Source organism: Acinetobacter sp. ABJ_C1_1, assembly GCF_044684115.1.
Lineage (GTDB): Bacteria > Pseudomonadota > Gammaproteobacteria > Pseudomonadales > Moraxellaceae > Acinetobacter > Acinetobacter nosocomialis_A.
Genome location: NZ_JBITPU010000010.1, coordinates 66,342 through 85,649, shown reverse-complemented (window position 1 = coordinate 85,649; position 19,308 = coordinate 66,342). Strand labels below are relative to the sequence as shown.

Sequence of the window (19,308 nt, the reverse complement as noted above, 5' to 3'; positions counted from 1 at the left end):
TATTTTTCAAATGACAGATTTTTCCCGCAACGCACTGGTTGTAGAAGGTGGAGGCATGCGTGGTGCCTTTACCAGTGGTGTACTTGATGCTTTTCTACAACAACAGTTCAATCCTTTTGACTTATACGTTGGTGTATCTTCTGGTTCGACCAATGTGGCTAACTACTTAGCAGGTCAACAAGGTCGGACTTTAACCTTCTATGTTGACCATTCATTACGTCCTGAATTTATCGATTATAAGCGCTTCTTTAAAGGTGGCGATTTACTCGATTTAAAATGGATGTGGGAAATTGGTGAAAAAGAACATCCTCTTGATCAACAGAGCCTTTTTGCCAAAAATCCAGATTTTTATATGGTGTTGACGCATGCTAAAACAGGTCATGCTGAATACCTTCGTGCTGGTAAAGATAATCTGTTAAATGCACTGCGTGCTTCTAGCTCAATTCCGGTTTTAACGCGTCATCCCGTCGATATTATGGGTGAACCATACTTTGATGGCGGCGTTGCAGATGCCCTACCCGTTCGCTGGACGGCTCAGCAAAGTGGCGTTAAAAAACTATTAGTTTTACGTACTCGCCCGAAAAATTACTTTAAAGCCAGTAGCCGAGGTGATCAATTCCTCGCGAAATATGCGTTTAAACATCACTATGGTTTTGCAAGTAGTTTGCGTAATCGCTGCGCCCGCTATAACGCTTCGGTAGATTTTGTTCGTAGTCAAAACCCAGACCAGCAAATTTTAGAAGTGTGTCCACCGTCTCTTAAAAATATGGCAGGCCGCTTAACCACAAATCCGAAAAAGCTTCGTTATAGCTATGAAGTCGGCTTAGAAACAGGGCTACAAGCCATCGAAAACTGGAATGCAATGAAATAAATCTAAATTGAGATTTCTAAAAAGAAGTCTCAATTTAACTCTAAAACCATATCAATATGTGGAATGCCACAGTCTTGGTAAACCTCTCCTTGCACTTTAAAACCTAAAGCTTCGTAAAAAGCTGTCACATAGGTTTGTGCTGAAAGCTTTAAGTAAGGCAATTTATGTTGGCGCGCATATTCAATAATATGCTGCATTAAAATTTTACCTATACCCTGCTTTCGATAAGGCATTAAAACAGCAACATGCCCTACGCTATGCTGCGGCAACAAACGTGCTGTAGCGATAGGCTGCTCTTTGTCATAGACAATAAAATGTAGAACTGTGGCATCCAAGTCGTCCCATTCATCTTCAGGTGCAATTCCCTGTTCTTGGATAAAGACTTGTTCACGGATGTATTTCGCATCTTTCTCAAGCTGTTCCCAACCACCCGCTATAATTTTATACATCCACTCACCGTCCTAGCATTTGCAGCCAATATTTTCGATTGGCAACTGATCTTGTAACAACAATTCCAAGGTCTGTTTTTTAATTCCGTACATTTCTTTCAATGCTTGAATTTGAGCCATAATCTTTGCATCAGGTTGAGAAACATCTTTGCGTTTTGTTGCCAAAATCATTTTATTTTTGCTGGTATGCTCAAGCGATACAAACTCAAAAACTTTGGTTTCATAACCATATGCTTTTAAAAGTAACGCACGCAAAGTATCGGTTAACATTTCAGCTTGTTGCCCAGCATGAATACCAAACTGTAGCATCGGTTGTAGAACTTCAGGACTATGTAGTTGTGGACGTAATTCTTTGTGACAGCATGGCGCGCACATAATCATTGAAGCGTTTAAACGAATTCCGGTATGAATGGCAAAATCAGTCGCAATATCACACGCATGCAAAGCAATCATAACGTCCAGTTTTTCTGGCTGATAACTACGAACATCGCCTTCAAAAAAGTCCAAATGATTAAAATGCACTTTGTCTGCCACATTCTGGCAGAACTCCACCAAGTTACGGCGCAACTCTACACCCGTAATTAAAGGAATCTTTTGCTGTTCTTGTAAATAATCATACAAAGCAAAAGTTAAATAACCTTTTCCTGAACCAAAATCGACAATGCGTAACTCTTTTTGCTCTGCATCAATCTGCTCATACGCACTCGCAAAAATTTCGATAAATTTATTAATCTGCTTCCATTTACGAGCCATACTTGGAATGATTTGAGCTTTCTCATCGGTAATGCCAAGCTCTTTTAAAAATGCACTACTCTGCTGTACATAACGCTGTTTCTCACGATCATGCGCTTGTACAGTTGGAGCTGTATTCGTACTTTGTTTTTTACCCATATTAAGCATGGCTTTTTTCTTATTTTTTTTAAGCTGAATTTCTTGAAGAGTTGAAAATAAATTTGCTTGTTTACATTGAACAATCAACGTTGCAATCTGTTCCAAACCCTCTTCAAAGGTATAGTTTTTGGTCACATCTTGAGTAGTATAATGATATAAAGCTGAAAGCTGCTTTTTCCCATTTAACTCTACAATGCGGAAAGTGATTTTTTCTAGCTGTGCCAACTCTCCTTTATATTGGCTCAAAATCAAACGCTCAAAACTCTGCTCATCAAGCATTTGTTTGATTTCATGAAAGAATTGCTGTTCTTGCTCAAAGGAGAAAACCGACACAGATATACCTAAAGAATGGTGACTCATATAAACTGAAAGTTTAAAGGGTATAGGATTAAAAATAAAATAACTTTACGACTGTTTTGTATTTCTATACATTTGTATTTTTAATCAAAAAATAAACTTATGAGCAAAACGGTGTTAGAAACTTACGATCCTAAAGAAGAACTTTTTAATGCCTACAGCCATGGTGCTGGCGTTGTTATGGCCGTGGTTGCCTCTATCCTTTTAATTATGAAAGGATCTTATCTTTCCACCGGGCAGTGGATCGGTTTATGGGTATACTCATTTAGTCTGATTCTCGTTTTTACCAGCTCGACTCTGTATCATTTTGCGCAGACTCAAAACTTACGTTACTGGTATAAAAAACTCGACCACACCGCTATTTATTATTTAATTGCCGGTACATATACCCCATTCTTAAGCATTGCGATACCTACACAAAAGGCTCATGTTTTACTTATTGCACTCTGGAGCATTGCTGCAATTGGTACACTTTTCAAGTTAGTTTTTATTCACCGTTTTCAGAAAATTTCATTACTTGCTTATGTTCTTATGGGATGGCTTGCCGTTTTTGTAATGGATGATATGCGTACCTATTTAAGTAAAGACGCTTTGATGTTATTGATTACTGGAGGTTTAGCTTACACTGTTGGAGCATTGTTTTACGCGTTAAAAAAGGTAAGATATACCCATGCGATATGGCATATTTTTGTACTTTTAGGTGCAGGTGCACACTTTCTTGCAATCTATTGGTACGTTGTTTAATCCATTTTTCACTCATATTCAGTGATCCTGAAAGAGTCATGGATGATGTTCTTTCACACTATTCTTTTAAGAAAAATATGCCTTTAAAGAGAATAGTAAACTAAAAATAAATTTTAACTTATATAAGGACTTATATGGAGTCAACCTCTGCGACAGCTGCTCCTGTAGTAGCCACCAATTCGAAAACACGAGTTTTATTTGCAAGCTTAGTCGGTACAACCATTGAGTTCTTCGACTTTTACATCTATGCAACTGCTGCCGTGATTATTTTTCCTCATCTATTTTTCCCTGCCAGCAGTGGCAGTGCTGCCGTTTTACAATCACTCGCAACATTCGCAATTGCCTTTATTGCCCGCCCTATTGGTGCAGCACTATTTGGTCACTTAGGGGATCGTATTGGACGTAAAGCAACACTAGTGGCAGCTTTGCTGACCATGGGTATATCAACGGTATGTATTGGCCTACTTCCAACTTATGCACAAATCGGGATTGTGGCTCCATTATTATTAGCAGCTTGCCGTCTAGGACAAGGCTTAGGTCTAGGGGGTGAATGGAGTGGCGCTGTACTACTTGCAACCGAAAATGCACCAGAAGGTAAGCGTGCATGGTATGGCATGTTCCCACAGCTTGGCGCCCCTATTGGTTTTATTCTAGCAACGGGTTCATTCTTACTTTTAAGTGCAGCTATTCCTGAACAAGCATTCATGCAATGGGGCTGGCGTATTCCATTCATTGCGAGTGCAATTTTGGTCATTGTTGGTTTATATATCCGTTTAAAACTCCATGAAACTCCAGCATTCCAAAAAGTTTTAGATAAACAAAAAGAAGTTAATATTCCATTTAAAGAAGTCGTTACCAAACACACAGGTAAGCTTATTCTCGGTACGATTGCCGCAATCTGTACCTTTGTTGTGTTTTATCTGACTACAGTGTTTGCACTTAACTGGGGAACGACGAAACTGGGTTATGCACGTGGTGAGTTTTTAGAACTTCAACTTTTTGCGACACTTTGTTTTGCAGCTTTCATTCCTTTATCTGCTATTTTTGCAGAAAAATTTGGGCGTAAAGCAACATCAGTTGGCGTATGTATCGCTGCTGCGATCTTCGGATTATTCTTCTCTAGCATGTTAGAGTCTGGAAATACGCTCATCGTCTTTCTTTTCTTATGTACTGGTCTATCAATTATGGGTTTGACCTATGGCCCGATTGGTACAGTTCTTTCAGAGATTTTCCCAACTTCAGTTCGTTATACAGGTTCAGCATTAACCTTTAACTTGGCTGGTATTTTTGGTGCATCGTTTGCCCCACTGATTGCCACAAAACTTGCTGAAACTTATGGTTTATATGCGGTTGGTTATTATCTGACAGCTGCATCACTTTTATCATTAGTCGCATTTTTATTAATACGTGAAACAAAGAACGTAGATGTGAATAATCAGATTTAACTATTTTCAAACACCCTCATATAAAAAAAGCCGGTTCAAAATTGACCGGCTTTTTTATATATGAAAATTAATTCATTGATGCAGGGTTTGCTGGTGCAACACTGTTTGTTGGCGCTGGAGCAGTTACATTACTTGCTGCTACAGCTGCTGGACCCGCAACTGCTGCTTCACCAATTAAAGCAATTTTTGCTTTTTCTTGGCTTTTTGCAGATAGAGCTGGGTTAGTTGCCACAATACGATTAATGTTTGCAGAGTTTGCTGGAGCAATCGCAGCAGTTTGTAAAATGATTGGGCGATTACCTGTATTACCCAATGTATAACGAATACCTGTACGAGGACTAATTACCGTCGTATTCTCTTGTTTCACTACAGCCTGAGCCGAAGTGGGGCCTTTTGCTGCAAGAACCTTATCAACCGTTGTGGTTTGAGGGGCTGAAGCTGTTTCTGCTGCGAAAACAAAACTTGGTACAGCAAGAACAGTTAAAAATAAAGGTTGTAATACTTTTTTCATTGTCTTTCCAACATACACTCTGGATGAGAAGTAAATAGCATTTAATACTTAAAACTGCAAACATTATTCACAGGCTTACTACAAACATAAAAAAAGCAGAACAATTGTTCTGCTTTTTTTTATCAAGCAAATTAAATTTTGCCGTGACACTGCTTATATTTTAAACCAGAACCACATGGACATGGTGCATTACGGCTTTCTGGTACTGGGAACATTTGTTGTTCATCAGCCGACTCATTGAGTGTTTCTTGAGACGCAGTCACTGCACCTGTTAAGCCATCCACATCATCATGTTCAAAAGAAAGCTTCATCGACTCAGCTTGCTGCTGCTGTTGAGCTTCCATTTCTGCAAGTTCTTCTGGTGTTGGAATATGTACACGAGACAAATCAGTCACAACATCAGTTTTAATGACGCCTAACATATTCACAAACAAGTTAAATGCTTCTTTTTTGTATTCCTGTTCTGGGTTCTTTTGCGCATAGCCACGTAAGTGGATACCTTGACGCAAATAATCCATTGCAGCCAAATGATCTTTCCAGTGGCGATCAAGAGAATTTAGAACGAAATGACGTTCAAGCATTGCTGCTGACTCATCACCCATTTGCGCACGGCGTTGACGATAACGTTCAAGCACTTCGTCACTAATACGCTCAACCAGACCTTCTTCATCAAGACGACGATCTTGTTCTAACCATTCTTGAACTGGAAGCTCAATACCTAAATCAATACGTAAAGCATTTTCCAAACCTTCAATATCCCATTGGTCATGAATTGACTCAGGTGGAATAAAGTTGGCAATCATGGCTTGCATGACTTCACGATGCATTTCTTCGACGTAATCTTGTAAAGTATTTTCAGCTAACACTTCATCACGTTGTGAATAAATGATCTTACGTTGTTCATTATTCACGTCATCGTATTTCAATAAGTTCTTACGAATATCGAAGTTACGTGCTTCAACTTTACGCTGAGCATTTTCAATAGAACGACTTACCATTTTGTGTTCAATCGCTTCATTTTCTTGTAAGCCCATTGCACGCATCATGGCAACAACACGGTCACCTGCGAAAATACGCATAAGGTCATCTTCAAGAGATAAATAGAAGCGAGAAACACCAGGGTCACCTTGACGGCCCGCACGACCACGTAACTGGTTGTCAATACGGCGTGATTCATGGCGTTCAGAACCAATAATGTGCAAACCACCCGCTTGCAATACATCTTCGTGGTCTTGTTCCCACTGTGCTTTCAGACGTGCTTCATCTTCTGCTGTCGGGTTTTCAAGTTTGGCAAGTTTCGCTTTCCAGTTACCACCCAAGATAATATCTGTACCACGACCAGCCATGTTGGTTGCAATTGTTACTGCATTCGGGCTACCCGCCTGAGCAATAATATCTGCTTCACGTTCGTGCTGTTTAGCATTCAACACTTCATGGTGAATACCAGCTTGCATCAATTTAGAAGATAGAATTTCACTGGCTTCAATGGTTGCAGTACCAATCAGAATTGGTGCAACACCTTGCTCACGAATATTCATAATTTCTTGAATAATCGCATTATATTTGCCATTACGGTTTAAATAGATTAAATCGTTTTGGTCGTTACGAATCATTGGACGGTGAGTCGGAATAATGACAACATCAAGACCGTAAATTTCTTTCATTTCCGCAGCTTCAGTATCAGCAGTACCTGTCATACCTGAAAGCTTTTTATAAAGACGGAAATAGTTCTGAAATGTAGTCGTTGCTAAAGTCTGGTTTTCAGGCTGAATTTCCAAGCCCTCTTTTGCTTCAACAGCTTGGTGTAAACCTTCTGACCAACGACGGCCCGGCATTGTACGGCCAGTATGCTCATCAACAATGATGACTTCACCATCATGAATAATATAATGCACGTCACGTTGGAATAAGAAATGTGCACGAATAGCGGCAGATACATGGTGAACAAGGTTTAGGTTTGTTGCTGAATATAAGCTTTCGCCTTCAGCTAACAAGCCCATTTGAATGAGTTCTTGTTCTACAGTTTCATAACCGATTTCAGTCATTTCAACTGAACGCTGCTTTTCATCAATCCAGAAATGGCCACCATCAGCAACTTTTTCTTCTTTTTGCGGACGTAATTTTGGTGGAATCGTATTGATTGCAGTATAGAGGTGTGAAGAGTCTTCACTTTGACCAGAAATAATTAATGGAGTACGCGCCTCATCAATCAAGATTGAGTCAACTTCATCGATAATGGCATAGTGCAAACCACGTTGTTTCTTTTCTGCTAAAGAAAACACCATGTTGTCACGTAAGTAGTCAAAACCAAATTCGTTGTTGGTACCATAGGTAATGTCAGCAAGATAAGCCGCTGCTTTTTCTGACGGTTCTTGCATTGAATAAATTGTACCAATGCTTAAACCTAAGAACTCAAATAACGGACGGTTTAACTCAGCGTCACGCTGTGCCAAGTAATCGTTCACAGTAATCACATGAACGCCTTCGCCACTTAATGCGTTTAAGTAACACGCCAAAGTACCCATAAGGGTTTTACCTTCACCGGTACGCATTTCGGCAATTTTGCCTTCGTGAAGAGTAATACCACCAATCAATTGCACATCATAATGACGCATGCCCATTACACGTTTTGCTGCCTCACGACAAACCGCAAACGCTTCTGGGAGTAACTTATCTAAACTTTCGCCATTGTTATAACGTTGTTTGAATTCTGGAGTTTTTGCAGATAAGTCTGCATCGCTTAAAGCTGATATCGTCGGCTCGAGCGCATTGATTTGCTCAACAATTTTGCGCATGCGTTTGAGTTCACGCTCATTTTTTGTACCGAAGATACCTCCGATCAGACTTGCCAACATGGATAAACTCTCTAAATCTTGCTTGGTCAAATGAATAAATTTTTTCTCAGTCGTTTATTATGGTGTCAGAAATTTGAAGTACAAGGGGTTTGCACAAAACCCATAAAAAAAATCTGATAGTTAGATAAACGGTTTTACCGTTTCTCTAAGCCCCTTTAATGCATCTGACACCCAAAACTCAACATTAACGCTTATCTATTGAACACAACTTCCGAGAAATCTAATTTAGCAAATTTATCTTAAAGTTACATTGGTTCAGTCCATAAATTAACGAGTTTTAGTCATATATATTTACACTTATATAAAAACTTCATAATAAAATACAAAAACAATAATTTTAATAATAAATAAATTGCGGCATAGTCATTTCAACATATAACAAATTTTAAACAACTGAGGACAGATCATGACATTACGATTAGGAGACACTGCCCCTGATTTTCAACAAGAATCAAGCGAAGGCACAATTAGTTTTTATGATTTTCTAGGTGATAGTTGGGGTATTTTATTCTCACATCCTGCTGACTATACCCCTGTATGTACAACAGAATTAGGCTATACAGCAAAATTAAAAGACGAATTTGAAAAACGTAATGTTAAAGCGATTGCCTTATCTGTAGATGACGTAGAATCGCATAAAGGCTGGATTAACGACATTAACGAAACTCAAAACACTACGGTTAACTTTCCAATTATTGCTGACAAAGACCGTAAAGTATCTGAGCTCTATGGCTTTATTCATCCAAATGCCAGTGAAACACTTACAGTTCGTTCTTTGGTCATTATTGATCCGAACAAAAAAGTTCGATTAATTATTACCTACCCGGCTTCAACTGGTCGTAACTTCAACGAAGTGTTACGTGTCGTGGATTCATTACAATTAACCGATAAGCATAAAGTGGCTACTCCGGCGAACTGGCAGCAAGGTGAAGATGTTGTGATCGTTCCATCTTTAAAAGATGAGGAAGAAATTAAACAACGTTTCCCTAAAGGTTATACCGCAGTAAAACCTTACTTGCGCCTCACACCACAGCCTGAGCAAGATTAAAGCCTTTAAAAAGGCTTTAATCGAAGCGCAAGACAAGCGAAGCGCGTAGGCAGGTATCTGAAAGACTCCCTGTAAGACAATGATTAGAAAGAACGCAAAGAAAAATAACTAAAACATATACACGAATGTTTCCATCTCCAAGCCATCTCACCCGATGGCTTTTTTTTGCATTATTGAATACACATGGTTTTTACTGTCGAGATCAGTTATAACTCCCAAGGAGTTTGTGCAAAAAACAACAATCATGATCCATAAAATTCATCATTTAAAATGCGGCAGTATGTGCCCTGTCTGCGCGCCTTTATTTGGACAGAAAGGCTGGAAAGCCGAAGTTGTATGTCATTGTCTTTTAGTAGAGACGGACCGCGGGCTTGTACTGATTGATACAGGATTTGGTCTGCAAGACTATTTACACATGCAACAGCGCCTTGGCTCTTTAGTCAAACGTTTGGGGAAAATTGAGTCGAATCTTGAATTCAGTGCAATCCAGCAAATACAAAAATTGGGATTCCATCCTAAAGATGTACAACACATCTTTGTGACTCACCTCGACTTTGATCATGCAGGCGGCATTTCAGACTTTCCTCATGCCACAGTTCACGTCTTAGCCACTGAATATAATGCTGCGCAATTACCTAATTTTAAAGGAAAGCTTCGCTATAGAACCAATCAATATAATCAGCATCGATACTGGAATTTCGTTGAATATCAGCAAGGTGAAAAATGGTTTAATCTTGAAAAAGTAAAAGGTTTCCCGTTATTCCAAGATGAAATTTTAATGGTGCCATTATTAGGCCATTCCGCTGGACATTGTGGTATTGCCATCAAACAACAAAATCAGTGGTTGTTATTTTGTGGAGATGCTTACTACTCACACCTAGAGCTAAATCCTGCAAATAAATTAAGATCACTTACCCTTCTGGAAAAAACATTTGCAGAAGATAATGAAAAGCGTCTTATTAACCTTAAAAAATTACAGCATTTGGCTCAACATGAGCCAACGATTGAAATTATTTGCGCCCATGACCCTCATGAGCTTCGACGGTATCAAACATGAAAAAATTCTCACTCATTGCCCTAGTTCTGTGTTTAAACCTACAGGGATGTATGCAACATGAAAGCATTGCACATGAGCACAGACCCAAAGATTGGGGAACTTTAGTTTCTCAAACACATAATTTCTATCAAGTGAGCAATGATGTTTTTCGTAGCGAACAACCAAATACTGCAATGATCCCCGAATTAAAACGCTATCAAATCGGAACTATTATTAATTTAAGAGCTAAAGATTCAGATGAATTAGTATTTAAAAATGAGAATTTTAATCTTGTTCACGTTCCTATCGACACATGGGCAATTAACCGACAAGACCTGTTAGAAGTCATGCAGCAAATTAAAATTGCCAAGCAAAATAACCAACGTGTTTTATTACATTGTTACCATGGTTCAGACCGTACTGGTGCCAGCGTTGCGATGTATCGCATTATTTTTGAACACTGGGCAATTGATGATGCAGTTAAAGAAATGAAGGAAGGCGGATACGGTTATCATATTATTTGGAAAAATATTGACCGTTTATTCACCCCTGAAAATGTAAAATGGATTCAACAACAATTGTCGAATCCATCTTAACTAGATCTTGAGTAAACCATAGATCAGATTAGCGCTGATCTAATGGCACCCAATCAATGACCCAAGCTGACTTCATGTTTAAACTGGAGTCAGACGTAATTTTCTTACGAGCTGCATCTGCTGTATCACGGTCTTTTGCTGGTCCAACCATAATACGAATACCTTTACTGGTTGGGCTTGTCGTGACCTTATAACCTTTAGCGCGTAGTTTAGATACAACTGCATCTGCATTTGCCTGATTAGCAGCCAATGCAACTTGTACCATCCACTTTTTATCGCCATTTTCAAGCAGCTCACGCGCTTTCTCAGCTTCAGCTTTTTTCTCAGCCTCGGCTTTATGCTTAGCTTCAGCTTTCTTTTCTGCTTCAGCTTGTTTCTTTGCTTCAGCTTTCTTGTCAGCTTCAGCCTGATGTTTAGCTTCTTCAGCCTTTTTCTCAGCTTCAGCCTTATGCTTTTTAGCTTCAGCAGCTTTCTTTTCAGCCTCGGCTTGTTTCTTAGCCTCGGCTGCTTTTTTATCAGCTTCAGCCTGACGTTTTGCCTCAGCCGCTTTTTTGTCGGCTTCAGCTTGTTTCTTTGCTTCAGCAGCTTTTTTATCTGCATCTGCTTTAGCTGTATCTACTGGCTTTTTTGTATCAGTCTGCTGTCCTTTTGCCTTACCTTCCCCACCTGCAACCTCAGGAGGAATGTTATCCGAACTTTCTTGTGCAGCAGCACGACGAGCATTAATCGCAGCATATTCTGCAGCAGCTTTACGCGCTGCGTCTGCCTCTGCCTGTTGCTGCATTGCCAAGAATTCGGCAGCACGAGCTTCTTGTTCCGCTACAGCTTTTTCACGCGAACGGCGTTGTTCTTCAAGAAGACGTTTTTCTGTTTCCACATCCACTGCAAGCGGCTGTAGTTGTACCATCTGCCCTTCTTGTGCTGATTGCTTTGGTTTAGCTTGTGGCTTCGGTGATGTAGAGGTTTGTGGTTCAGCACCCACATGTTTTATTTCTTCATTTCCTTTTAGAAGTAATGCTGCCAATAAAACACCACCACCTAATAAAACAACGCCACCCATCCAGCGTTGTTTGTTATTCATTGACATTCTTCCAAATACTCCCAAATCGCTTCTAAAGTATGAAACGAACCACAGGCTAAAATCAGCTGATTGTTATTTGTTTGCTCAAGCGCTGATTTAAAAGCCTCTTTGATATTGCCAAATTGTTGTATTGCCTGGCCCTGTAAGGCGTCATTCAATTGCTGAATCGGTGCAGCACGCGGCACATTCAACTCAGCAATTTTCCAATGTAAAACAGTAGGTTTCAATAAATCGACTACTGATTTTATATCTTTATCTGCCAGCATTGAAAATACTGCGACAACTTCTGTGTACTGTTTATTGTATTCTAAGAAATTTCGCAATTGCTTTAACAAAAATTCAACACCATGTGGATTGTGTCCGGCATCAAAAATTATGGTTTTTCCATTGACTTGACGCACTTCAAAGCGTCCTGCCAAGCGTGCATTTTCAATACCCTGCTCTAGTGCCGATTGTGAGATTTCAAGGCCACTATTTAATACAGCAGCAACTGCCCCTGCAATATTTTCAATTGCAAGTGACCCTAATGGCAGTTTTAAAGTAGTTCCTTCACTTGCAAAATACCAGTGTTTTCCATCACTGGCGAGTTTATAAAAATAGTCTCTATTAATTGCGTATAGCGTCGCTTGTGAACTATTGGCTTTATCTTGAATAGCTTGAGGTAAAACTTGCTCGCCTGCAAAAATTACAGGAATATCAGGACGTATAATGCCTGCTTTTTCAAAAGCAATTTTCTCTATCGTATCGCCTAACCAATCAGTGTGGTCAAGACCGATATTGGTGATTACAGCAATATTAGGGTCGATAACGTTGACGACATCAAGACGTCCGCCTAAACCGACTTCAAGCACCCATACATCGCATTGTTGCTGCTTAAAAATGACAAAAGCAGCCAAAGTGGTTGCTTCAAAAAAAGATAGGCTTAAATCGCAATCGCGACGAGCCTGATCAACTTGTACAAAAGCGTCAATCAGGCTTTGATCATCAACCTCGACTCCACCTAACTTGACCCGTTCGTTAAAACGATAGATATGCGGTGATTGATACAACCCAACTTTATAGCCTTGCGCTTTTAATATAGATGCAAGTGTAGTTGTGGTTGAACCTTTCCCGTTTGTTCCGGCAACAGTAAAAACTTTAGCAGCGGGTTTAGTCACGCCTAATTTTTCTGCTACGGGAATAACACGTTCCAGACCAAGATCGATCCCTGTAACGTGAACATGGCTCCAATAATTGAGCCATGTATCTAAAGAGTCTGTTGAAAGTGGAGCTTGTTGTTTCAAGGTAAGTTCATCAATTTCGATACAAGTCGAGATACAGTATCACGTAAAGCATGACGATGAACAATCTGATCGATTACACCATGATCAAGCAAATATTCAGCACGTTGGAACGGTTCTTCCAATGTTTCACGTACAGTTTGCTCAATTACACGTTTACCAGCAAAGCCGATCATTGCTTTAGGTTCTGCAATATGGATATCACCCAACATTGCTAAAGAAGCTGTTACACCACCATATACTGGATGTGTTAACACCACGATATAAGGTAAACCCGCATCTTTTAATTTTTGAATTGCTGCAGAAGTACGCGCCATTTGCATAAGCGACAACATACCTTCTTGCATGCGTGCACCACCAGAAGCTGCAAAGCAGATTAATGGTTGGCGTTTTTCAATTGCAAGCTCAGCCGCCTGAACAAAACGATCACCTACTACAGTACCCATTGAGCCGCCCATAAAGTCGAACTCAAAAGCGCATGCAATCATGTCTACGCCATTTAAGTTACCTTGCATGGCAATTAATGCTTCCGTTTCACCAGTTTTAGTTTGCGCTTCACGCATACGTTCTGGATACGGTTTGCTATCAACAAACTTTAATGGATCTTTCGCGCTAAACTCTTGACCTAATTCAGTCACAACATTGTCGAAGAACCAGTTTAAGCGATCGCGAGCTTTCATTTTTAAGTGTTCGTCACACTGTGGACATACATACGCGTTGAAAGATATAGCGGTACGTGTCACTAAAGCATGACATTCAGGGCACTCAATAGTCGGCTCAGTAAATGTTGCTTTGAGAGTCTGTTGCTCATCTGCAACTTCAATACCTGGAACTGGACGCTGTGTCCATGGCGTCGAAGGGCTAAGAACTTTCCCTGATTTCACTTCTTGATTCATACTAACTCATCGAGCGCTGCTCGAAGCTCCTTGACTTTATTCACCGTCTGTTCAACAGCTTCATCAGCTGTTAACGTTGCAAAAGATTTAACGAAAGCACTACCTACAATCACGGCATCTGCAACGCTACCCATCGCTTTCGCTGAAGCAGCATCACTAATTCCGAAACCAACGCCAACTGGAACGTTAGTTACACTTTTGATTTTTTCAATACGCGCAGCCGCTTCAGAAGTATCTAAAGTCGCTGCACCTGTTACACCCTTAAGTGAAACATAGTAGATAAAACCACTTGCCTGATTTGCTACGTGTTGAATACGTTGATCGGTTGAAGTTGGTGCAAGTAAGAAGATTTGGTCCATATCATGCTGTTTTAAGATCGCACCAAATTCTTTTGACTCTTCTGGTGGTAAGTCCACAAGTAATAAGCCATCTACACCACATTGTTTCGCATAAGAAACAAACTTCTCATAACCAATCACTTCAACAGGATTGAGATAACCCATCAAAACTACAGGTGTTTCCTGATCCTGTTCACGAAACTCTTTTACCATGTTCAATGCATCTAAGGTGTTGGTCCCTGCCGCAAGCGCGCGTTCCGCAGCAAGCGCAATAACCGGACCATCAGCCATTGGATCTGAAAATGGTAAACCAAGCTCAAGAACGTCTACTCCTGCCGCAACCATTTTATGAAGTAACGGAACAGTTACTTGTGGCTGTGGATCACCCGCCATAACATAAGATACAAGCGCTTTACGTTGTTGGGACTTAAGCTTTTCAAAACGGGTGGCAAGACGTGACATAGGGTTGTGCTTTCCTTGAATTATTTAAAATTGAGGAGTTGTTTGTAGAAATACAAGAACACCGCATTTTAACGCTATTTTTTGTTCATTGAACAGGTCTAACGTTATGGCGATATTCGATTGTATGATTCATACAACCCATGGCGTACATTTATCAATATTTTGAAACTTTTCTCAATGATCAAAGCTTCCTATTTTTGAGCCATTATTCGTTTGCAATTTGAATAAAAAAACATCAAAAACTCTATTTCTCTGTATTTTTATGGGTGAGTTGCAATTGCTTTTTATGGGTTAATAACGTTTGCCCTGTTAAATTTTTATGTGCCCTTGCAAGTGCAGACTGATCGGAATAACCCAACTGCTCGGCAATTGCGGTAAGACTTTCATTTTGACTTAACAATATCTCGCAGCGCTTCATGCGCTCAGTATCTAAAATTAATTTAAATGAAGTGTTTAAGGCCTGTAGTTGACGCTGCAAGCTTCGTACTGAAACATTAAGTTCGATGGCAATATCTTCTATTTTTGGAGCCTGCTGCTTGTGCTTCAAATATTCTTGTACGATCCAATGTATTTGCTGAACTAAATCGGTATGTATTTTTCGTTGAACCAAAGCTTCTTCAGCTTGTTTCACTAAAAGCTGCACTAAAGTCGGATCTGCATGCTGGGGACGAACATTTAAACTTTCACTTGCAAAAGTTAATGCATAGTAAGGTCGGTCAAATGACAATTTGCACTGAAAGAAGCGTTGATAATGAACCAATGGTCCCCGAGGTCGGTGTACAAACTCGACATGCTGTAAAAGAAAATCATGCAAGGGAGCAATCTCTTTAGCAAGCTGTACCATTGCGGCTAAGGTTAACTCACTAAGTACAATATTACTGTCATCAACCAAAGGCCAATACAAGCGAATTTTGGAAGCATCTTGCTCAATTTGGATGGGGACAACTTGCTCCCCATCAATGACTAGACGGTGGAATTTAGCAATATACTTAACCACTTGACCCAAAGTATCACTTCTAGATGCCATGTAACCCAGCACGCCAAAGTTGGCAGGTGTAATACAGGCTGCCATTTCTAAAGCCAAATTGGTCACTTGTAATTGAGATTCAGTCAGTTCTAAAAGCTCAATAAAAAGGTGTAAGGAGGACTGAGCATCAATAGAAGCAGATAAAATATTTTGTATTTGCCGAGTTTGAGTGTCATTTAAATTGAGTGACTGCCAAGCTATTCCCTTTTCTTTTAAATACGTATTCCAAAGATAAAAGTATCCATTTGAGATCGTAAACTCTTGCATGGCGTTTCCTTTTTTTACTGCCATCTTGTCGCAAACTGTATAAAAATTGGCGATAACTGTCAAAACAAAGCCGACCATTCACGACATACTAATGAAAAGCTTAGTTGCGAGAAATACAAAGATGAACGCACATGTTTCTTATCAGGTCGAGCCAGTAGTTCGCAAAGATCTAGATTTTCATTTAAACGAAGCACCACGCTTTTGGTTTAATAACGATCCTTTTTTGACTCGCATGTTTGATGCACTCAGCTTAACCTTTCCAGATGGAGAGCGTTACTTCATTGAATGTGTACGGATGTTCCGTGACAAAATTGATGACCCGGAACTACAAAATCGAGTTGCCGATTTTATTAAACAAGAAGCTCAACATGGCATTGCCCATGACAAAATGAATCAGCTTATGAAAGAACAAGGTATGCCTGTGGATGAGTTCACAAGCACACTTAAAAGGATTTTCCGTTTTGAGCTTACCAAACGTTCACCACAATATAATATTGCCATGACTGCTGCCGCTGAACATTTAACAGCATTAATGGCAGAAACCTTTTATAGCAATAAAAAAACCTTGGAAAATGCTCATCCTTATGTACGCGCGCTGTTTGCGTGGCATGCCATTGAAGAAATGGAGCATCGCGATGTGGCATTTGATGTCATGAGACAAGTAGGTGAAGTTCCAGAGTCAACACGTCGCTTTGTACTTGTTTTAACAACTGTACTCATGTTTGGTTTTACACTTTATAGAACCAACATTATGTTGAAATGTGATGGCTTTAGCCCTAAAGAAAGGTTATCAATGACACTCAAAGGTTTACCTTGGTTCTTTGGAAGAAATGGCACATTAACAGCTATGAAAAAACAATATTTGGACTGGTTTAAAAAAGATTTTCACCCAAGCCAACATCCTGTTATTCGTCAGTATCCTGTTTGGATTGAAACTTTAGAAAAAACAAATGACCCAATCGCAGCGGGTGAAGCATTTTGGCAAGCAGGTTTATAACCTGCTTGTTACCACTTTGCATAATGTTGTTCTAATAGCCCGTATTGCTCATTGCAAGTGATTGTATCGATTGCCTCATGCTCAATAGTGCCGCTAATTTTGGCTTGCCACTGATTGAACTGGCTTCCGATCATCCTTAAATTAATATTTTCGTATCGACACCAACCAATATGGACGTGCAGATTAAGCTTTTGATCTAAAGAGCTAATTTTCCATGTCTCATCATTTATTTTTTCAAATAAAACATCTGTAAGTGGAAATAAAACGCCATTCACCCATAAACAGTTTTCATTACCAAAACTTTCATTAACCCCAGAAGCCAAATTTAGCCCAATACGTCTCCCCTGCTCATCCCAAAAATTACATGAAAGCCAAAACCAAGCGGTCTCAGGGCGTAAAAAACCACAAGTATCATCAAGCGATGCAAATGTCTTTTCATCGAATTGTATAAGTTGATTCTGTTTATTAATGAACATTCCCTCTACAGCCAAAGTGGTCTGCTTTTGGGTATACGTCCAACCATTAATACCTGTTGGGGTACACAAACTTAAAATATCTGTTCCAGCACAAAAAATACGGGCACTCAGGCAAATTTCACCATATTTAGTCACCCGAATGTATCGCACACCATTGGCATGCTGAATATCGATCTGATAAGGCGATTTAGAAAAATAGCTTTGATTAAACAATGGCTGCTCATCAAGATGAGTTTTATGGCCTAAAGGTTGAATGGCGTTCCACTCAATGACTTGCCCCGTTTCATGATCATAAATATAGAAAAAGCCATGCCCAACCCAACCAATATCTGCAATTGCGAGACCAATACTGTAATGCTTATGCTGAATGCCACAGAATTTAAATTTTTTATACTTTAATTGCTTACGCCAGCCCTTTAAGACCTTGCCATAAGGCGTTTTATAGATATAACGTTGTACATGAATGGTCGACGGTACAGATTCAAAACGCCCATAACGAGGCTGTCCATTTTCTTGAATTAAATCCATTATTTATTATCCGTTGATTTCCTGCTCATCTATTGACTAATAATAGACTGATCACTGACCAATTGGCTACTCATCTGTTTTGATCTTCAAATGACTTTTGTTGAGCCATAAAAAAAGAGCATATTGATATGCTCTTTTTTCTATTATTCACTTAAATCGATATACGATAACTTAAACTCTTTGAGGGTCTATTTCAGTAGCTACGACCCCATTCATCAACAAAATCAAATTCAACTCATGATTTAAGTGTAATTCAATTTTTAAAAGTTAAGCGTCATCATCACTTGCTTGTTCTGGTTCTGGCTCTGGCTCTTGCTCGTTACTGTCCTGATTTTCCAATTTTTTCTCAGCGATTTTTGCTGCTTCATAGCCAGCAAAAGCACCTGCTGCTTTTTCTAGAAAACCTGCATCTGGATCTAATTTATCGACGCCTTGTTCCGCGATAATTGCACCAGCAATTTTACCTACTTCATCTAGAAGACCCATTTTGATTACTCCAAAGAGCTTATGTTGAGCTTCTAGTCTAGGCAGATGGATTGTAAATAGTGCTACAAAAAAGTTGCGATTTGAGAGAGCTATACATGAGATCAGCAATTTTTTATATTTTATTTTTGCCTTTAAGCCTTTTTTAAGAACATTTACAGAAGTAAATAAGTGTTTTCCCAACGCGTTGGATTGAACTCACCTTGTACTAACTGGATGTAACGACCTGCTATATGGTCAATCGGAATGCAATCATCAATATCTACTACACGGTCGGTATGTGGTTTATGCCACTCTTGATCTATAAACTGTTTACCTAATTGTTTGGCACTTACCGCATCTGATGCCACGACCAAATGGTAACTATGTAACTCACCAAAGGCATTAGGTGTATATCCACCCAGATTAATCAAATACAACTTTTGATCTGAAGCTGACGGCGCTGCATCAGAAAAATGGATTTGATAGTTCTGCCCTTGAGAGTTAACACCAGAGAGCTTGGCCCAAGCATCGATATGCAACCCTTGAGCCTCACCAAACCAAGCCTGTTTAAGTTGAGGATAAACTTCTTCCAAAGTATCTCCTACAGCCATGACTACATCATGAACTTCTGTATTAGCACGCGCATGACGTCCACCCAACATTACCATAAACAAGCTTGGCATTTTTT

Annotated in this window: 19 protein-coding genes; 7 read left to right on the top strand and 12 right to left on the bottom strand. The window is 39.6% G+C overall.

All coding sequences use genetic code 11. The features are described 5' to 3' along the window. The first annotated feature begins 10 nt into the window (after nucleotides 1–10). Complete coding sequence (locus ACG59Z_RS12560; RefSeq protein WP_400199686.1) at nucleotides 11–871, top strand: patatin family protein; 861 nt, start codon at nucleotides 11–13, stop codon at nucleotides 869–871. A gap of 29 nt (nucleotides 872–900) precedes the next feature. On the opposite strand, the gene ACG59Z_RS12555 is transcribed toward ACG59Z_RS12560, so the two are convergent. Both ACG59Z_RS12555 and ACG59Z_RS12550 read right to left on the bottom strand, forming a co-directional pair. Then, on the bottom strand, nucleotides 901–1,320 hold the full coding sequence (locus tag ACG59Z_RS12555; protein WP_400199684.1) for a GNAT family N-acetyltransferase: 420 nt from the start codon (nucleotides 1,318–1,320) through the stop codon (nucleotides 901–903). Nucleotides 1,321–1,332: 12 nt separating this feature from the next. Beyond that, a complete protein-coding gene (locus ACG59Z_RS12550; protein ID WP_400199682.1) occupies nucleotides 1,333–2,544 on the bottom strand; it encodes a class I SAM-dependent methyltransferase in 1,212 nt (403 codons plus the stop codon). A gap of 126 nt (nucleotides 2,545–2,670) precedes the next feature. On the opposite strand from ACG59Z_RS12550, the gene ACG59Z_RS12545 reads away from it, so the two are divergent. Both ACG59Z_RS12545 and ACG59Z_RS12540 read left to right on the top strand, forming a co-directional pair. After that, nucleotides 2,671–3,312 carry a hemolysin III family protein gene (locus tag ACG59Z_RS12545; protein WP_400199680.1) on the top strand — a complete coding sequence of 214 codons (642 nt, stop codon included), beginning with the start codon at nucleotides 2,671–2,673 and terminating at the stop codon, nucleotides 3,310–3,312. 134 nt (nucleotides 3,313–3,446) lie between these two features. Continuing rightward, nucleotides 3,447–4,757, top strand: a complete 1,311-nt coding sequence (locus tag ACG59Z_RS12540) for an MFS transporter (protein WP_263614549.1) — start codon at nucleotides 3,447–3,449, stop codon at nucleotides 4,755–4,757. A 67-nt stretch (nucleotides 4,758–4,824) separates the two neighbouring features. On the opposite strand, the gene ACG59Z_RS12535 is transcribed toward ACG59Z_RS12540, so the two are convergent. Then, nucleotides 4,825–5,268, bottom strand: a complete 444-nt coding sequence (locus tag ACG59Z_RS12535; protein ID WP_400199679.1) for a hypothetical protein — start codon at nucleotides 5,266–5,268, stop codon at nucleotides 4,825–4,827. A 131-nt stretch (nucleotides 5,269–5,399) separates the two neighbouring features. Continuing rightward, nucleotides 5,400–8,123, bottom strand: a complete 2,724-nt coding sequence (secA, locus tag ACG59Z_RS12530) for a preprotein translocase subunit SecA (protein ID WP_396462780.1) — start codon at nucleotides 8,121–8,123, stop codon at nucleotides 5,400–5,402. 406 nt (nucleotides 8,124–8,529) lie between these two features. Between secA and ACG59Z_RS12525 the strand changes: the two genes are divergently transcribed. The 3 genes from ACG59Z_RS12525 to ACG59Z_RS12515 all read left to right on the top strand — a co-directional run bounded on the left by ACG59Z_RS12525 (nucleotide 8,530) and on the right by ACG59Z_RS12515 (nucleotide 10,803). Continuing rightward, nucleotides 8,530–9,171, top strand: coding sequence for a peroxiredoxin (locus ACG59Z_RS12525; protein WP_151799570.1), 642 nt, complete (start codon nucleotides 8,530–8,532; stop codon nucleotides 9,169–9,171). Between the two features lie 244 nt (nucleotides 9,172–9,415). Next, nucleotides 9,416–10,228 carry an MBL fold metallo-hydrolase gene (locus ACG59Z_RS12520; RefSeq protein ID WP_343569781.1) on the top strand — a complete coding sequence of 271 codons (813 nt, stop codon included), beginning with the start codon at nucleotides 9,416–9,418 and terminating at the stop codon, nucleotides 10,226–10,228. After that, nucleotides 10,225–10,803, top strand: a complete 579-nt coding sequence (locus ACG59Z_RS12515; RefSeq protein WP_343569691.1) for a dual specificity protein phosphatase family protein — start codon at nucleotides 10,225–10,227, stop codon at nucleotides 10,801–10,803. Before ACG59Z_RS12520 ends, ACG59Z_RS12515 begins: the two co-directional genes overlap by 4 nt. A gap of 28 nt (nucleotides 10,804–10,831) precedes the next feature. Here ACG59Z_RS12515 and ACG59Z_RS12510 read toward each other — a convergent pair whose 3' ends face one another. From ACG59Z_RS12510 to ACG59Z_RS12490, 5 genes are all read right to left on the bottom strand, one after another. Next, nucleotides 10,832–11,890, bottom strand: coding sequence for an SPOR domain-containing protein (locus tag ACG59Z_RS12510; protein ID WP_400199676.1), 1,059 nt, complete (start codon nucleotides 11,888–11,890; stop codon nucleotides 10,832–10,834). Next, nucleotides 11,881–13,167, bottom strand: coding sequence for a bifunctional tetrahydrofolate synthase/dihydrofolate synthase (folC, locus tag ACG59Z_RS12505; RefSeq protein WP_400199674.1), 1,287 nt, complete (start codon nucleotides 13,165–13,167; stop codon nucleotides 11,881–11,883). Before folC ends, ACG59Z_RS12510 begins: the two co-directional genes overlap by 10 nt. Then, the gene (gene accD / locus ACG59Z_RS12500) at nucleotides 13,164–14,060 is read right to left on the bottom strand and encodes an acetyl-CoA carboxylase, carboxyltransferase subunit beta (protein WP_004705709.1); all 897 of its coding nucleotides are present in this window, start codon (nucleotides 14,058–14,060) and stop codon (nucleotides 13,164–13,166) included. Before accD ends, folC begins: the two co-directional genes overlap by 4 nt. Next, nucleotides 14,057–14,860 carry a tryptophan synthase subunit alpha gene (trpA, locus tag ACG59Z_RS12495; RefSeq protein WP_016804527.1) on the bottom strand — a complete coding sequence of 268 codons (804 nt, stop codon included), beginning with the start codon at nucleotides 14,858–14,860 and terminating at the stop codon, nucleotides 14,057–14,059. Before trpA ends, accD begins: the two co-directional genes overlap by 4 nt. Nucleotides 14,861–15,104: 244 nt before the next feature. Further along, entirely contained in the window at nucleotides 15,105–16,154 is a 1,050-nt protein-coding gene (locus tag ACG59Z_RS12490) for an AraC family transcriptional regulator ligand-binding domain-containing protein (RefSeq protein ID WP_400199673.1), read from the bottom strand. A gap of 121 nt (nucleotides 16,155–16,275) precedes the next feature. On the opposite strand from ACG59Z_RS12490, the gene ACG59Z_RS12485 reads away from it, so the two are divergent. Further along, on the top strand, nucleotides 16,276–17,151 hold the full coding sequence (locus tag ACG59Z_RS12485) for a metal-dependent hydrolase (RefSeq protein WP_400199671.1): 876 nt from the start codon (nucleotides 16,276–16,278) through the stop codon (nucleotides 17,149–17,151). An 8-nt stretch (nucleotides 17,152–17,159) separates the two neighbouring features. Here the strand turns inward: ACG59Z_RS12485 and ACG59Z_RS12480 are convergent, their stop codons facing one another. The 3 genes from ACG59Z_RS12480 to ACG59Z_RS12470 form a co-directional block, all read right to left on the bottom strand. Then, entirely contained in the window at nucleotides 17,160–18,155 is a 996-nt protein-coding gene (locus ACG59Z_RS12480; RefSeq protein WP_263614556.1) for a DUF2804 domain-containing protein, read from the bottom strand. A 267-nt stretch (nucleotides 18,156–18,422) separates the two neighbouring features. Then, nucleotides 18,423–18,641, bottom strand: a complete 219-nt coding sequence (locus ACG59Z_RS12475; protein WP_400199669.1) for a hypothetical protein — start codon at nucleotides 18,639–18,641, stop codon at nucleotides 18,423–18,425. A 152-nt stretch (nucleotides 18,642–18,793) separates the two neighbouring features. Continuing rightward, the gene (locus tag ACG59Z_RS12470) at nucleotides 18,794–19,303 is read right to left on the bottom strand and encodes a DUF1543 domain-containing protein (RefSeq protein ID WP_400199668.1); all 510 of its coding nucleotides are present in this window, start codon (nucleotides 19,301–19,303) and stop codon (nucleotides 18,794–18,796) included. Between the last annotated feature and the right edge of the window lie 5 nt (nucleotides 19,304–19,308).

What these genes read in the sequence shown, in the direction of transcription:
- ACG59Z_RS12560 (WP_400199686.1), top strand. Translation starts at nt 11, where the DNA reads ATGACAGATTTTTCCCGCAACGCACTGGTTGTAGAAGGTGGAGGCATG.
- ACG59Z_RS12555 (WP_400199684.1), bottom strand. Translation starts at nt 1,320, where the DNA reads ATGTATAAAATTATAGCGGGTGGTTGGGAACAGCTTGAGAAAGATGCG.
- ACG59Z_RS12545 (WP_400199680.1), top strand. Translation starts at nt 2,671, where the DNA reads ATGAGCAAAACGGTGTTAGAAACTTACGATCCTAAAGAAGAACTTTTT.
- ACG59Z_RS12540 (WP_263614549.1), top strand. Translation starts at nt 3,447, where the DNA reads ATGGAGTCAACCTCTGCGACAGCTGCTCCTGTAGTAGCCACCAATTCG.
- ACG59Z_RS12535 (WP_400199679.1), bottom strand. Translation starts at nt 5,268, where the DNA reads ATGAAAAAAGTATTACAACCTTTATTTTTAACTGTTCTTGCTGTACCA.
- secA (WP_396462780.1), bottom strand. Translation starts at nt 8,123, where the DNA reads ATGTTGGCAAGTCTGATCGGAGGTATCTTCGGTACAAAAAATGAGCGT.
- ACG59Z_RS12525 (WP_151799570.1), top strand. Translation starts at nt 8,530, where the DNA reads ATGACATTACGATTAGGAGACACTGCCCCTGATTTTCAACAAGAATCA.
- ACG59Z_RS12520 (WP_343569781.1), top strand. Translation starts at nt 9,416, where the DNA reads ATGATCCATAAAATTCATCATTTAAAATGCGGCAGTATGTGCCCTGTC.
- ACG59Z_RS12515 (WP_343569691.1), top strand. Translation starts at nt 10,225, where the DNA reads ATGAAAAAATTCTCACTCATTGCCCTAGTTCTGTGTTTAAACCTACAG.
- ACG59Z_RS12510 (WP_400199676.1), bottom strand. Translation starts at nt 11,890, where the DNA reads ATGTCAATGAATAACAAACAACGCTGGATGGGTGGCGTTGTTTTATTA.
- accD (WP_004705709.1), bottom strand. Translation starts at nt 14,060, where the DNA reads ATGAATCAAGAAGTGAAATCAGGGAAAGTTCTTAGCCCTTCGACGCCA.
- trpA (WP_016804527.1), bottom strand. Translation starts at nt 14,860, where the DNA reads ATGTCACGTCTTGCCACCCGTTTTGAAAAGCTTAAGTCCCAACAACGT.
- ACG59Z_RS12490 (WP_400199673.1), bottom strand. Translation starts at nt 16,154, where the DNA reads ATGCAAGAGTTTACGATCTCAAATGGATACTTTTATCTTTGGAATACG.
- ACG59Z_RS12485 (WP_400199671.1), top strand. Translation starts at nt 16,276, where the DNA reads ATGAACGCACATGTTTCTTATCAGGTCGAGCCAGTAGTTCGCAAAGAT.
- ACG59Z_RS12480 (WP_263614556.1), bottom strand. Translation starts at nt 18,155, where the DNA reads ATGGATTTAATTCAAGAAAATGGACAGCCTCGTTATGGGCGTTTTGAA.
- ACG59Z_RS12475 (WP_400199669.1), bottom strand. Translation starts at nt 18,641, where the DNA reads ATGGGTCTTCTAGATGAAGTAGGTAAAATTGCTGGTGCAATTATCGCG.
- ACG59Z_RS12470 (WP_400199668.1), bottom strand. Translation starts at nt 19,303, where the DNA reads ATGCCAAGCTTGTTTATGGTAATGTTGGGTGGACGTCATGCGCGTGCT.